At 40.7% G+C, this 15,506-nt stretch carries 8 protein-coding genes; 4 read left to right on the forward strand and 4 right to left on the reverse strand.

From position 1 onward, the window contains the following. The first annotated feature begins 89 nt into the window (after positions 1-89). The 3 genes from ACMAZF_RS01995 (at position 90) to ACMAZF_RS02005 (ending at position 8,162) form a co-directional block, all read left to right on the forward strand. The gene (locus ACMAZF_RS01995; RefSeq protein WP_435275824.1) at positions 90-3,740 is read left to right on the forward strand and encodes a PAS domain S-box protein; all 3,651 of its coding nucleotides are present in this window, start codon (positions 90-92) and stop codon (positions 3,738-3,740) included. Continuing rightward, on the forward strand, positions 3,730-6,135 hold the full coding sequence (locus tag ACMAZF_RS02000; protein WP_435275825.1) for a zinc-dependent metalloprotease: 2,406 nt from the start codon (positions 3,730-3,732) through the stop codon (positions 6,133-6,135). The genes ACMAZF_RS01995 and ACMAZF_RS02000 overlap by 11 nt, the downstream gene beginning before the upstream one ends. Before the next feature lie 104 nt (positions 6,136-6,239). Beyond that, the gene (locus tag ACMAZF_RS02005) at positions 6,240-8,162 is read left to right on the forward strand and encodes an EAL domain-containing protein (RefSeq protein WP_435275826.1); all 1,923 of its coding nucleotides are present in this window, start codon (positions 6,240-6,242) and stop codon (positions 8,160-8,162) included. Here ACMAZF_RS02005 and ACMAZF_RS02010 read toward each other — a convergent pair. Then, positions 8,159-9,973 (reverse strand): protein kinase domain-containing protein, encoded by a 1,815-nt coding sequence (locus ACMAZF_RS02010; protein ID WP_435275827.1) that lies wholly within the window; start codon positions 9,971-9,973, stop codon positions 8,159-8,161. The two genes, ACMAZF_RS02005 and ACMAZF_RS02010, sit on opposite strands and share 4 nt — an antisense overlap. A 140-nt stretch (positions 9,974-10,113) precedes the next feature. Between ACMAZF_RS02010 and ACMAZF_RS02015 the strand changes: the two genes are divergently transcribed. Further along, the gene (locus tag ACMAZF_RS02015) at positions 10,114-10,428 is read left to right on the forward strand and encodes a c-type cytochrome (protein ID WP_435275828.1); all 315 of its coding nucleotides are present in this window, start codon (positions 10,114-10,116) and stop codon (positions 10,426-10,428) included. 234 nt (positions 10,429-10,662) lie between these two features. Here the strand turns inward: ACMAZF_RS02015 and ACMAZF_RS02020 are convergent, their stop codons facing one another. Genes ACMAZF_RS02020 through pepA form a run of 3 tightly spaced genes read right to left on the reverse strand, consistent with a single transcriptional unit; the run spans position 10,663 to position 15,450 of the window. Beyond that, a complete protein-coding gene (locus ACMAZF_RS02020) occupies positions 10,663-13,425 on the reverse strand; it encodes a valine--tRNA ligase (RefSeq protein ID WP_435275829.1) in 2,763 nt (920 codons plus the stop codon). A 33-nt stretch (positions 13,426-13,458) separates the two neighbouring features. Then, entirely contained in the window at positions 13,459-13,884 is a 426-nt protein-coding gene (locus ACMAZF_RS02025) for a DNA polymerase III subunit chi (protein ID WP_435275830.1), read from the reverse strand. 57 nt (positions 13,885-13,941) lie between these two features. Next, the gene (gene pepA, locus ACMAZF_RS02030) at positions 13,942-15,450 is read right to left on the reverse strand and encodes a leucyl aminopeptidase (RefSeq protein ID WP_435275831.1); all 1,509 of its coding nucleotides are present in this window, start codon (positions 15,448-15,450) and stop codon (positions 13,942-13,944) included. Positions 15,451-15,506 lie beyond the last annotated feature (56 nt).

Below are 15,506 nucleotides of genomic sequence, written 5' to 3' on the forward strand. Positions count from 1 at the left end.
CAAAAAAATACTTCAATGATTGACATTCGATTCAGGGTATAATCGCGAGCATCTTTCGACTAGGCCAATGACTAAAGGCGAGACTCATTGTGAAAATAAACCTATTAAGTAACTATAACAAAACGGTTCTTTATACTTACTTTGCTGTCTTGGCCATGGCGGTGATCACGTCATTGTGGGTGTTAGGTAAAAACCGCAGTGAAGCCATTGCCGAACGGTTTACGCAAATCAAGTCGCATGAGCATCAGGTTGAGCTGCTATTGGATTCAGGTATTCGTGCTGTTACTTCATTAAACCAATATGCCACTAAACATTTAAGCTTGTCTGAAGCGCCGCGCATTGATCTGTTATTGTCTTATTATTATTACTCGTACAATTCCATTGACCAAGTTTTCGAAATTGTTCCAAATATTCAAGAAGATCTCCAAGATAAATTTCAGTTTGAAATCGGCCTTATTTCAGGCACAGGTAACTTAGAAAATCGAAGCGACCAGTATTATCGTGAGATGGATATGATTTTCGAAATGAATTTATCATTTCCTGTCGCAATGGAAATGGTGCCAGATGCAACACGTGTTTACTATTTGTCTGCCAACGAATTTATTGGTGTTTATCCGTGGCCAGGTGATGACTATGCCTTTAAGAAATCAACCTTAGAAAGTCCTGCGTATTTATCATCACTCAAAGACAATAATCCTAAAGGACACACTTATTGGACTGACGTATACGCCGATGACGCGGGCAAGGGATTAATGACGACTGTTGGTTCGCCGCTGTATATTGGCGATCAATATTATGGTGCGTTAGCCATTGATATTACGTTATCAAGTCTCAGTGAAGAGTTATTGCCGCAAGGCGGATTATTCGGTGATATGTTGCTGGTGGATGGCAACAACAATGTGATGGCTCACAGTGAAGTTCAGAAGAACCAAATCACGCAATCTATTGAAGGGCTTGATACTCATTTACCCGTAGAACTGACCAAACTAGGTAGTGAACGACTTTTTTCTATGACTAAAGGTCAATTACTCAATGGCTATTATGTGCAAGCGGTTGAGTTGGTAAACGCGCCCTTTAAGTTAATCTACTTTGAAAAAGAGCAGGATTTATTTGCCGATTCGTGGCGTCAGTTTGTGGTGAGTTTGGTTTCTATTACGTTGGCGCTGTCTATCTTATTATCCGTTGTCCATTGGCTAGCAAAACGTTCTTTCATTGGCCCGGCATCTCGATTGATGGTGCATTTGGAAAATTGTGCAAAAGAGCCTATTTCGCCGCCGTCTCATACGGCAGATGCATGGCTTCCATTCTTCTCGTTGATAAGTAAAACCTTTAGTGAAAACAAATCTTACACCCGTCAACTCGCTGAAGATAACCGTCAACTCGATATTCAGGTTGCTCAACGAACTGAAAGCTTGCGTCAAACAACCAAGCAACGTGAACAGGAATATTCGTTATTGCGGGCGTTAATCGATTCAATTCCAGATGTTATTTTTTATAAGAACACTCAAGGCCAGTATTTAGGGTGCAATAAAGCAGCGCAAGAGCTGTTTGGCGCAGAAGAGAGACAGGTGGTTGGTCAATATAGTGAAGACTTCTTAACCCCAGAGCTTGCTGAGAAACTTCAACTTAATGATCAAAAAGTAATTAAAAGCCGCAGTACGGTAACTATTCAACAAGAAATGATCTTGAATGGGCAGCCTAAATTGTTGGAAACCCTAAAGACACCCTATACCGACTTGGACGGTGAATTGCTGGGCTTGATTGGTATTGCTCGTGATATCACCGCAGAGCATGAGGCGGCAGAAAAACTACGCCATAGTGAAGAGCGTTATTCTTTAGCAATGGATGCGGTAGAAGAAGGTTTGTGGGATTGGCATATTAATACTGATGCACTGCATTGTAATTCAGCATATTTCACCATGCTCGGTTATCAGCCAAGTGAAGAATTACCAAGCTGGGAAGGATTCAGACGACTTGTGCATAACGACGATTGGAAATGTGTCCATAAAAAACTGAATGTTCACCTATACGATCCATCAGAGCCTTATGAGCATGAATTCAGAATGCTGGGCTTTAATGGACAATACGAATGGATATTAGCGCGAGGTAGTGTGGTTGAATATGATGAAAACAATCAGCCAACACGTATCTTGGGCACTCATAAAAATATCACGAAGCGCAAAGAACATGAGCGTGAAATTATTGAAGCGAAACAAGACGCTGAGTTAGCTAACCGCTATAAAAGTGAGTTCTTGGCCAATATGAGTCATGAGATCAGAACGCCAATGAATGGCATCATGGGCATGATTCAGTTAGCGCTGAGAACGGAGCTGGATAATCAGCAACATGACTATCTTGATAAAGCCTTTAATTCAGCAAATTCGTTACTGTTAATTATCAACGATATTCTAGATTTTTCTAAAATTGAAGCGGGTAAGCTAGAGCTCGAATCAGTGCCTTTTAATGTCGAAGATGTGCTTGATGCTGTGATTAACGTCAATGTTATTGCGGCTCAGAAGAAGGGATTAGAATTTGTATTAAATGCACCGACCATACCCCTCAGAGTGATGGGAGATGGTCTGCGTTTAAATCAGATCCTTACCAATATCGTCTCAAACGCGGTTAAGTTTACTAATGAAGGTTATATTGAGTTAGCTTGTGAATTAGTTAATAAATCTACTGACATTGTCACATTACAGTTTAGTGCTAGAGATAGTGGTATTGGCATTGAGCAAGATAAATTGAGTAATCTCTTTAAAGCCTTTAGTCAGGCTGATGGATCTATTACACGTGAATTCGGCGGCTCAGGACTTGGCCTATCAATTTCTCAACATCTAGTGAGAATGATGGGCGGAGAATTTGAGGTCTCTAGTAATATTAACCACGGTAGTTGTTTCTGTTTCACTATCGATCTGCCATTAATACAACAGCAAAAAGCTCAAGAATGGCAATTGCCGTCATCTCATGATGGCGCTGATCTATTAATGATAAGCGATAATGACAAGGCGAATGATGCCTATCGTCGAATGTTACCCGAATTAGGATTTGAATTTACGCAAGTTGCCAATATTGATGTTGCGTTAATTTTAAAAGATGAGCCACAAGTCATCTTAGTTGATTGGGTACAAGAGTCGAATACAAATCAATTGGCGTTGTTAGCTAAACAATTCCCAGATGTAATGATTTTCATGATGGTTAATTATGGCGATGATGTTATGAAATTGCCTGTGATTAAAGATGTTGCACGAGGGATCTTTAGCAAGCCATTAGCGCCTGCCCATATGACTGCTCGTATTGGTAGAACGCTCAATTCTAGGCCTAAAAAAGTACCGCAAGTAGCAACAAATAAATCAGCGAAAGGTCGGTTATTGTTGGTGGATGATAATGCGATAAATCAGCAAGTGGCTAAAGGCTTGTTGGAATCTCAGGGTTATGAAGTGGACGTTGTTGATAACGGCCAGTTAGCGGTCGATGCGGCACTGAGTCAGTCATTTGAATTAGTGTTAATGGATATTCAAATGCCAGTGATGGATGGCTTAGCTGCCGCCAAAGAAATTCGTAAAACTTATAGCGATCAACAATTACCGATTATTGCGATGACAGCCCACGCCATGACTGGCGATAAAGAGAAAAGCTTAGCAGCAGGTATGAATGCTCACATTACTAAACCGCTGGTACTTAAAGAAATGTTTGATACGATAAGCGAATGTATACAATATAAACAATCCAATGAAGGATAAAATCTTGCGACTAATAAAATCAACTTGCCAGTTTTTGGCTCTCTCGACCTTGTTGGGAGCATTAAGTGTTGGGGCATTTGCCGCTAAATTTGATGATAAAACTAAGTCTTTAACGCCTAAAAAGGGATTATTTACGTTATATGGCAGCAAAAATACATCAACGATGCTGCTGTCGGTTGATAAATTGGAACAACCATTTATATATGTAACCAGCTTGATGCAGGGGATTGGATCAAATGATATTGGCCTTGATCGCGGTCAAATTGGTCAGTCACGCTTAGTGCAATTTGAGCGTCATGGTGACAAAATTGTGTTGCGCCAATTAAACGCAGATTATCGCGCATATACAAGTAACCCGAGTGAAGAGCTTGCACTCACTCAAGCATTTGCTGAGTCTATTTTATATCGTTTTGACATTGTGGCGTCGCAAGGCAAACGCCATTTAATTGATGTTAGTAAGTTTTCACTACAAGACTTTCACGGCATTGCACAGTCATTACAACGTAGCAATCAAGGCAGTTATTCACTTGATAGCAGTCGCTCAATGGTTAATTGGCCGCAAAGTAAGTCATTCCCACTTAATACAGAGTTGAGTGCAACGGTTACCTTTAAAGGTAAGCCAAAGGGATATCATTTATCTTCGGTAACGCCTGATGCTAGATATGTTTCCATCAAGTTCCGCCACTCTTTTGTTGCATTACCAGAGCAAGGCTATCAACCACGCGCGTTTCATCCATACAGCGGCTACTTTGCGTTTAGTTTCGATGACTACAGTCAACCTATTGCAAAGCCATTAACACAGCGTTATATCACGCGTCATCGTCTGGACTTTGATCCGCAGGGCAATGTCATAGCGCCGATTACTTACTATCTTGATCCTGGTGTTCCTGAACCTGTTCGTGGTGCGTTATTAGATGGCGCACGCTGGTGGACTTCGGCGTTTGAGAAAGCTGGATTAACTAATGCCTTCGACGTTAAAATGTTACCCGCTGATGCAGATCCGCTCGATGTACGTTATAACGTGATTCAATGGGTTCATCGCTCAACTCGAGGTTGGTCATATGGTAGCTCAGTCGTTGATCCGCGTAATGGTGAAATTCTTAAAGGGCACGTAACTCTTGGCTCATTACGTGTGAAGCAAGATTATCTTATTGCGTCAGGCCTATTAGCAGGACAAGCCGACGGTAAAAAGCGTGCTCAAGAGATGGCACTAGCTCGGATCAGGCAATTATCAGCACATGAAATCGGCCATACTTTAGGTATTGCTCATAATTTTTCAGCCAGTACGAATGATCGTGCGTCGGTAATGGATTATCCACATCCACTCATTTCATTAAAAGACAATAAAATTGATGTTGACGATGCTTATGGTATCGGTATGGGGAAATGGGATGACTATGTGGTTGCATACGGTTATGGCAATGCAGACAGTGAACAATTAGCTAAATTACGTCATGAAACACAAGCGAGTGGTTTGAAATTTATCTCCGATAGTGAAGCCCGCAGCGCGGCTGGCTCAAATCCTTGGGCGCACCTTTGGGATAATGGTCAATATGCTGATAAAGAGTTATCACGTTTAATGAAGGTTCGAAATAAGGCGCTTTTAAAATTAGATGCGACTATTTTAGATGAATCTCAAGCGCATTCAGATTTACGTGAAGCATTAGTACCTATTTATTTGTTACATCGTTTCCAAGTGACAGCAGCGAACAAGATCATTGCAGGTGTAGATTTCAACTATGCACTGCGCGATGAGTCATTGCTGCAAAAGCCTGTTGCCGTTGAATGGCAGCGTGAAGCTTTGGATAGTGTTTTAAGTACTTTAGATAGTCGTTATTTAGTTTTTCCTAAGGCATTGCTTAATAAGCTACCTGCAAAGTCTTATGGAACCTATAACTCACGTGAAAGTAGTAGCTCGCAACTTGGGCGTCAATTTGATCCCCTAGCGCTGGGGGAAGCAAGTGCTCGCCATAGTCTTAAAACGTTACTAAATAGCGCTAGAGCAAATCGATTAGTGGTTCAACACGCTTTAGACTCCCAGCAATTGTCATTTGTTGACGTTATTGAGCAGTTAATTGTGAAAACAATTAAGGCAAGTGATGAACATGAAGACAAAGGGTTATTGTGGTTGACGACTCAACGCACGAATGCGGTGGTCATTGAGCAATTGTTAATGCTTAAATACAACAAGAATTTGTCAACACAAGCACAGCAAGCATTAACGTCGCAGCTTAATGATTTGGAAAGCTGGTTAGCGAAGAAAGGTAAGCGCCAGAATTCGTCGATTAAACGTCATTATCATTGGTTAGCACAGCAATTAGCACTTGGTTTAACTGACGGTGAACATCGTATAATTACAGCGCCAGCGAAACTGCCTCCAGGCTCACCCATTTAGCGGGAATTTTATACAATTAAATTGTAAAGGATGTAAATTAGACTACAGTTAATTAACTAGGGGAAATTTTAAAAGAGTCCTAGCTCTTTATCCGCGGGTGAATTATGAAGTCTAATGTGATTACAAGCGCTGTCATTGTCGTGACAGCGCTTTTAGTGGGTGCGCATGAATATCATCGCGTAACTAAGCTATTTGGCGTCCATTTGCCGACCTTTCTAAAGAATGAAACTCAAAATATTGCGATGCAACTAGGTGATTCATTGGATGAATCCAATGGTCTTAATATCTCTAATATCCCAGTTGAGGTTTTCCCCTCTATTTCTGTGCGTATTGAAATTAAACGTACTAATCAGATACGAAGTATTGCCGCAACAAATAGCCATGTTGCCCCGCCGCAATGGTTTAATCAGCTATTTCTAAAAAAGCCAATCGAATATCAACTGTCGTTTTATAACGAGAGAGAAAAAGTTGCCATTATTTATACGTCTATGACACCTAATGAATTACTGCGCGAAGTTTGGCTGTCTTACATTGCCGGTATTATTCTATTTTTGATAACGTACCTGATTATTATGCGTTTGTTTTGGCGCAAGCAGGAGCTAATTAATCAACTCATAAAACGCACTATCGTTGCCATTAATGAAGCGAAGACAGGTGATTATCAACATTATATAGAGGCCGATGAACCAAGTCTGGTAAAATGGGTGTTATCAGAAATTAATAGCATGGCGGTGCAACAGCAACATCGTTATAACGCATTGTTGCAAGAAAAAGAGAAGTATAAGCAGTTAACGCAACACGATGAATTAACCGGTTTAGCCAATAAGCAGTGTTTTCATAATTTAATGAAGAAAAAATTGCGTGATCAAGAGGGAATTGGCGGTCATGTTTTATTATTAAAATTGGTAAGCTTAGAGCAAATCAACGTTCAGCTAGGGCACCAAGAAGGGGATATGTATATTAGCCGCATGGCTAAGTTGCTCACCAAATTATGTAACTTTAAAGACGTTACAGGGGAAGTATTTAGAAACCTTGGCAGTGAAATGTTGGTGGTTATTTCAAACGCTGACAATACAACCATTGATTTTTTAGCTGAGGAATTGAAAAGCTATCTAGATAAGCTGGAGAATGAGAGTTATCAAAATGGTTGTGGCTATTTTTCGATTATGGAATTTAAGCCAGGCCAGAAGCTTTCCGAATTAATGACCTTACTCGATTGCAACTTATCTCAAGCAATGGCTAAGTACCATAACGCTTATGTTATTGCTGAACCACAAGATTCAGTATCTGGTGGGCTGAATCATTGGTATCGGCGAATCTCTGACATAATTAGAGATAAAGCGGTCGTTTTACAACGTCACCCAATCTGTTCGGTGAGTGAGGACTTTCATTCATATCAGTATGAAATTTGTGGGTCTTTCATGTCTAATGGTGAGCTCTATGATGCTAATGAAGTTTTTAGCGCAGCAAAACGATTTGATATGTCACATAAACTCGATCAGCTAGTTGTTACCAAGCTCATTGAGTATATGGAGGAGGATGATGAAAAAGATAATTACTCGCTTAAAATTTCAATTGACTCTGTGGCGAGTGAGCGATTTAGAAATTGGGTAAGTCATTTATTTTCACACCATCTAATTTTAGCTAAACGAATTGTTTTTCAAATTCCTGAGACCGTTACAATTGACCATTTAGAGTCGACTCGTTTATTTATTAATGCAGTGCATAAAGTGGGTGCAAAAGTTGCGTTAGAAAGCCACCAAAATACGGATGTACTGGAGTTAACTGATTTAGTGAAATCATTATCTATCGATGTTGTTAAAGTTTCTGGGCGTGAAAATCAACCAATCGCACAAGTGAAGCAATCCCGTGGTTTCATCAAAACATTGGTAATTAATGCCCACGGTTTAAACGTGCCTGTCATAGCGGGTCAAGTAGAAAGCTCTCAAGTGTGGGACTTTCTGAATACCTTAGGCGTCGATGCAGGGCAGGGACATTTATTTGGTCGTCCTGTTATATTTGCCTAAAGACGATCAGGCGTTTGAGGAATTTTAGCCATAAACTCAATGGACATATGAGCTTGTGGTGTAAAGAATTTACTATCCTTATAAGGAAATTTCATGAAACCTGATACGCCAGTTCCTTTAATAAGCGGTATCTGCGCCGTTAATTGAGCAAGTAATTCACTAAATTCAAACTCTTTGTCTGGATCAAGTAATGAGAAGTAGTTATGAATTTTTAGGTTTTTCTCTAAGCTTTCAAAAATAATACAGCCGGTATGATGAATTAAATTGAGTTGTGCCAACGTACTAAGTATTTCGTCAGGTAAATCTAATTGTTCATCGGGATCTTTTTCATCTTCGAAATATGAGTGGAGACGACTCTCATTATCCGTTTTTGGACGATCATAAGTAACAAAGTCGAGTACGGTATCTTGATCGGGTAAAAAGGGCTCTTTGATATGATTGCGGTCGATGTGTTGGGTTTTTTTAGCGTCAAAGAAACACGCTTTGAAAATGCCTTCACGATCAATTGCACGTGCCAAAGTCACCACATTGTTTACGGCGCTAATAAATGATTGCTGTAATTTTGCATCGAATAAGTTAAGAGAGGAGTCTATATATAAACCATCATCCTGCCAATGAATGGCTAAGCCCCCCACAATAGGGAATTTACTTAAACGGCTAACTGCGGCGAGGAAGGCTTTGGCGTTGTCACCCATGCCTTGTAAGAAGTTTTTGTAATAATTATCCAACTGGGCATCGTCAATCTCATCAAAGTCATGAAGATGAGCCTCTTCACGTAGAAATGATTTACGTGAGGTATAAACTACGGACTCGAGCTCTTCGTCACTATTGATAACCCACACAGGAAGTTGGTGTTCTCGAATATCATCAAGGTTATTGGCCAATACGATATTTTTCATGTATTTCATATTTTTCATGAAATAATCACCTGCCTTATGTCGCAATCGAATGTCATCACTGAGCATATTTTGTAATGTGACTGCGAATTCTTGTGGCAACTCTAGTGCTGTGACAGGAATTACATTAGAACCAAATCGACATGATTGGCCTGAGGCTAACGCGTACAAAGTTCCTGCAAGTCCTTGTTCATCAAAGCGCACCGAAGATAAAGCACCGTTGAGCTGTTCTTCGCCAATAAAATAGACATCCCCCATTCGTGCATTTGAATGCTGCAGATCACCAGACATTAGTTCCATTACGTTTTGAGTGTAAAATTGCCCCTGAGTATCAACCTGTGCGTAGACTGAAGAGCCCCAATCAATTAATCCTAATTGGCCAGAGGTTTCATCATAAACAATGTTTGAGGGCTTGATGTCGCCGTGGATGATAACTTTCGATTGATGCCGTAAGAAGTTGAGTATTTCAACCATTTGATGTGCGATACTAATGACTTCTTTGGCACTAAGTGGCCCTTTTTTAAGAGAATATTGTTCTAGATCTATTCCTTGTGCTCTTTCCATCGATAGAATACGTTGACTGCCAATTTTAAAATAACCAAGATTGACTGGCACAAGCGGATGTTTAACTTGTTCCAGCATAAAACTTTCTTCTTCGAGTCTATCTTGGACATGTTCAGGCAAGGTGATACGCGAGAATTTGAATACGTGTTGTTGGTTGCTAACGGTGGCAGCTGAAAAGGCAAACCCATAGGCTCCTTTACCGACATATTCGATATCGTGATATCCCAACTGCGCTAATTGATGCTTACACAAGTTTATCCAATCACGAAGTTTCTTAGCATCATGATGGTTGAGCAAATAGATTGATTGCTCTTGTGCGATATAAAATTGTTGCAGGTTGGGGTTAGTCATATTAAGTTACAGTAAATGGTGTCTGCGTTAGCATAATCAATAATAATAATAAAATCAGCTATTTTGAATTTAGCAGTCGTTGTTTGAAAGCAAACTAAAATAATGTGAAGTAAAATAATTATTAAATGAGGAGAGTAATTATGTTAAACAAGAAAACTATTGCATTGGCTTTAATGTTAGCAGCACCTTTTGCAGCTAACGCGGCTGGAGATGCAGCAGCTGGTAAAGCTAAAGCGGCGATGTGTGCTGGTTGTCATGGCATGGACGGTAAAGCTGTAATTCCAGGATACCCACACTTAAAAGGTCAAAATGCTCAGTATATCGTGTCATCTTTAAAAGCATTTAAAGATAAAACACGCACAGGCGGCCAGTCAGTATTAATGTATCCAATGGCTGGAATGTTGTCTGATGCTGATATGGAAAATATCGCGGCTTACTTTAGTTCATTAAAATAGTCGAACTTAATACCAAGTTGACAAAGTTATTGCCCACTTTTGCTGGTTAAAATAAAATGAATGTTGCGTTGCTTTCAATCCCAATAGCCAGCTATTGCTCAATCAAGCGCCTTGCCTTCATTTGTTTTTCCTTCGCAAAACAAGATCACAAACTTAATCAAATTGGTATAAGTTTAGATACGAAAAAGCCCGAAGCTAATAAATTAGCTTCGGGCTTTTTATTGTGTGGACTAATTACAGCGCTTCAATTGTCGCTTGTTGCTCTTTTAACTTGGCCACGGTTGCTTCCATTTCTTCTAGTTTCTCACGTTCTTTAGCAATAACATCAGCAGGTGCTTTGCTAACAAAACGTTCATTCGACAATTTACCTGAAGTACGAGCAAGATCTTTACCGATTTTTTCAAGCGCTTTGCTAATACGTGTTAATTCAGCGTCTTTATCGATTAAACCAGCCATTGGAATCAAGATTTCCATTGTTCCAACTAATGCCGTGGCACTTGCTGGTGCTGTCGCATCGTCAGCTAATACATCAAAGCTTTCAATTTTAGCTAATGCTTGTAAGAAAGCACTGTTGCCCTCTAAACGGCGACTGTCTTCATCATTTAGGTTTTTAAGTAACACATTAAGTGGCTTGTTAGGACTAATGTCCATTTCACCACGAATGTTACGAATACCAACGATAAACTCTTTTACCCACTCCAAGTCATTAAGCGCGGTTTCATCCATCAATGCACTATCATATTTAGGGAATGGCTGACTCATAATTGTATCGCCGCTTACACCTGCTAAAGGTGCCACACGTTGCCAAATTTCTTCGGTAATGTAAGGCATTAATGGGTGCAATAAGCGAAGCGTTGTTTCTAATACTTGAGCGAGTGTTTTACGTGTACCTTTTTGTTGCTTTGGCGTGCCTTTGAACAATACTGGTTTTGTTAATTCTAAGTACCAGCCACAGAACTGATTCCATGTGAATTCGTAAATACATTGTGCCGCTAAATCAAAACGGTAAGTGTCTAAGTGCTTACGGTATTGTTCAGTGACTTCTTGTAATTTGGCGTTGATCCAACGATCGGCAAGACTAAACTCGTGATCATCACCACTTAGGAACTCTTGCTCTTGGGTGTGCATCAATACGTAGCGGCTACCATTCCATAATTTATTACAGAAGTTACGGTAACCTTCAACACGGCCTAAATCGAAACTGATTTCACGGTTAGCAGAGGCTAATGACGCGAAAGTAAAGCGAAGTGCATCAGTGCCGTAAGAGTCAATGCCTTCTGGGAATTGATTACGCGTTGCTTTTTCAATCTTCTTCGCCATTTGTGGCTGCATCATGCCACTGGTACGTTTTGACACTAAATCTTCAATGCTAATGCCATCAAGCAGATCGATAGGATCTAAAACGTTACCTTTCGATTTTGACATCTTGTTGCCTTGCTCATCGCAAATCAGGCCAGTGATGTAAATTTCTTTAAAAGGTACTTTGCCAGTGAATTTCTTCGTCATCATGATCATTCTGGCAACCCAGAAAAAGATGATGTCAAAGCCAGTCACTAATACTGAGCTTGGCACGAAGGTTTCTAAATCTTCAGTCTTTTCAGGCCAGCCCATTGTTGCAAATGGCCATAGTGCTGATGAGAACCACGTATCTAATACGTCTTCGTCTTGACGTAATTTAACGTCGTCACCTAGGTTGTGTTTCGCGCGAACTGCTGCTTCATCACTACCTACGTAAAAATTGTCATGCTCGTCATACCAAGCGGGAATACGATGTCCCCACCACAATTGACGTGAAATACACCAATCTTGAATGTTATCCATCCAGTTGTAGTATGTCTTGTCCCAGTTTTCTGGCACGAATTTAATTTCACCACTGCGTACTGCTTCAATAGCTGGTTCTGCTAACGGTGCTGCTTTAACATACCATTGGTCAGTTAATAGAGGTTCGATAACCGCATTGGTACGATCGCCACGAGGTACCATTAATTTATGCGGTTTGATTTCAACTAATAAACCAGCTTCTTCTAAATCACTAACGATTTGTTTGCGCGCATCGAAACGATCTAAACCACGATATTGCTCTGGGCAATCGATGTTCATGGTCGCTTCTTTGGTTAGGATGTTAATAAGTGGTAAGTCGTGGCGTTTACCCATTTCATAATCGTTGAAATCATGAGCAGGTGTGATTTTTACACAACCAGTACCAAAATCTTGTTCGACGTAATCATCGCCAATAATTGGAATTAAACGACCCGTTAATGGCAATTTAATTTGTTGACCAATCAGGTGAGCATAACGCTCATCTTCAGGATGAACAGCTACAGCGCTATCACCTAGCATGGTTTCTGGACGTGTTGTTGCAACAACAAGCTCACCACTGCCATCAGCAAGTGGATAGCGCATATGCCACATGTGACCGTTTTCTTCGGTGTTAACAACTTCTAAATCAGATACCGCAGTGTTTAATACTGGATCCCAGTTAACTAAGCGTTTACCGCGATAGATAAGATCTTCATCGTACAATGAAATAAATACTTCTTGTACGGCATTTGAGAGGTCATCATCCATCGTAAAGGCTTCACGAGACCAATCTGGTGAAGTACCTAGACGACGCATTTGGCTAGTGATAGTACCGCCTGATTGTTCTTTCCAGTCCCAGATTTTTTTGATGAAATCGTCACGGCCTAAATCATGGCGCGTTTTACCTTCGGCATTTAGCTGACGTTCTACAACCATTTGTGTTGCGATACCGGCGTGATCGGTGCCAGGCTGCCATAACGTGTTATCGCCATCCATTCGGTGATAACGCGTCAGTGCATCCATAATGGTATGCTGAAACGCATGACCCATGTGCAAGCTACCTGTGACATTCGGCGGCGGCAATAAAATACAGTAACTCGGCGAATTAGTGTCGCCACTTGGTTTAAATTGCTCGCTTGCTTCCCACTTTTTGTAAATGGTTTGCTCGATAGCACTTGGGTTGTAGGTTTTTTCCATGGTCAAAATCTTTCTAGGTTGATGTTGTCAAACTTACTCAGTAGCCATTTGCGGGGCAAGATTTAATTGGCGATAGTGATGAAACCGCTCTCTTGCTTGTTGCTTTTGCTCTGGTTCGTTAGGAATAAAGTCGATAATTTGCGTGAATTTTACCGCAAATTGCGGCAAAGGGTGACACAAATTTATTAAAACTTGACGTCGTGTCTGAGGAGGTTGGTGGCCAATTTCAATTGGTGCGCCGTAATGAGGTCCTTCCCCTTGTAAATTATGAGGAATAAACTGTTCGCTCGGCAGTTTCCACATGAGTTCATCAAGTTGTTCAGCCGTTTTTACATCATTGGTCGCAACGAAAACACGTTGGCCTTGTTGATATAACTCGCCGCATAATTGACACACTTTGCTAAGCAATGGATTGTCATCGGCTTGCATGTCAGGAATATGATAAAAAGTGGTCGCCATAGTCAAAGATCTCAAAGGCAACCTGAAATCGGTTGCCTTGATAATGTCTAGTAAAAATTACTCAGCGTTAGCGGCTTCAGTACGGTTTAGTAAGAACTGAGTTAATAATGGCACTGGACGTCCAGTCGAGCCTTTATTTGCACCGCTATTCCATGCTGTACCAGCAACATCAATATGCGCCCAGTTATATTTTTTCGTAAAGCGAGATAAAAAACACGCCGCTGTGATAGTAGCTGCTGCACGACCACCAAGATTGGTAAAGTCAGCAAATGGACTATTTAATTGCTCTTGGTATTCATCCCAAATAGGTAGGCGCCAACCGCGATCGCTTGATTGCTCACCGGCACTCAAAATTTCATGTGCTAGTGGGTTGTGATTACTCATAACGCCACACGCATGCTTACCTAATGCAACGATTACAGCACCTGTTAGGGTTGCAGTATCAATCACTAGTTCCGGATCAAAACGCTCAACATACGTCAATACGTCACACAATACTAAACGACCTTCAGCATCCGTGTTTAACACTTCAACTGTTTGACCTGACATCGTGGTTAAAATGTCACCTGGACGGTAAGCATTTGATGACGGCATATTCTCACAGCCAGCCAAAATACCAATAACGTTAATTGGCAAATCTAAATCGACTAACGATTTCATCGTTCCTAAAACACCAGCAGCACCGCCCATGTCGTATTTCATTTCATCCATGCCTTCGCCTGGTTTGAGTGAAATACCACCTGAATCGAAGGTTAAGCCTTTACCAATTAATACAATTGGCTTTGTGTCTTTATTTGGAGCGCCTTGATAATTGATGATAGTCATTTGTGACTCATTATCACTACCACGACCAACGGCTAGGTATGATTCCATACCAAGTTCAGCCATTTGTTCTTCACCAATGATTTCAACGTTTACTTTTTCACATTGCTCACCAAGTTGGCGTGCTTGGCGAGCTAAGTAGGCTGGGTTACAAATGTTTGGTGGCATGTTGGCCACATCTTTACATAAGCTCATACCATTTGAGATAGCATTACCGTGATTAATGGCCAATTCACCAACTGATAGTTCACGGCGAGTTGGTACATTAAATACTAATTTACGTAAAGGACGGCGAGTTTCATCTTTTTTACTCTTTAGCGCGTCAAAGACATATAAACCATTGTTCGTTGCTTCGACGGCTTGACGTACTTTCCAATAAGTATCACGACCTTTAACATGTAATTCAGTTAAGAAACATACCGCTTCCATTGAACCAGTTTCATTAAGGGTGCTAATAGTCTTGTTGATAATTTGTTTGTATTGGCGTTCATCTAATTCACGCTCTTTACCACAACCAACCAATAGTACGCGTTCACTTAGAATATTGTCTACGTGGTGCAATAATAGTGTTTGTCCTGCTTTTCCTTCCAAATCGCCACGGCGCAATAAATTGCTAATGTAACCGTCACTGATTTTGTCTAATTGCTCTGCAATGGGTGATAAACGTCGTGGCTCGAATACGCCAACAACAATACATGCACTACGTTGTTTTTCTGGGCTACCACTTTTTACATTGAACTCCATGAGCTCTCCTAGGTTCTTAAAGAAAAAGGCCGCTATTTATTAGATAATCCTCAAAA

Origin of the sequence: Psychrobium sp. nBUS_13 (assembly GCF_051201665.1) — a bacterium.
Classification (GTDB): domain Bacteria; phylum Pseudomonadota; class Gammaproteobacteria; order Enterobacterales; family Psychrobiaceae; genus Psychrobium.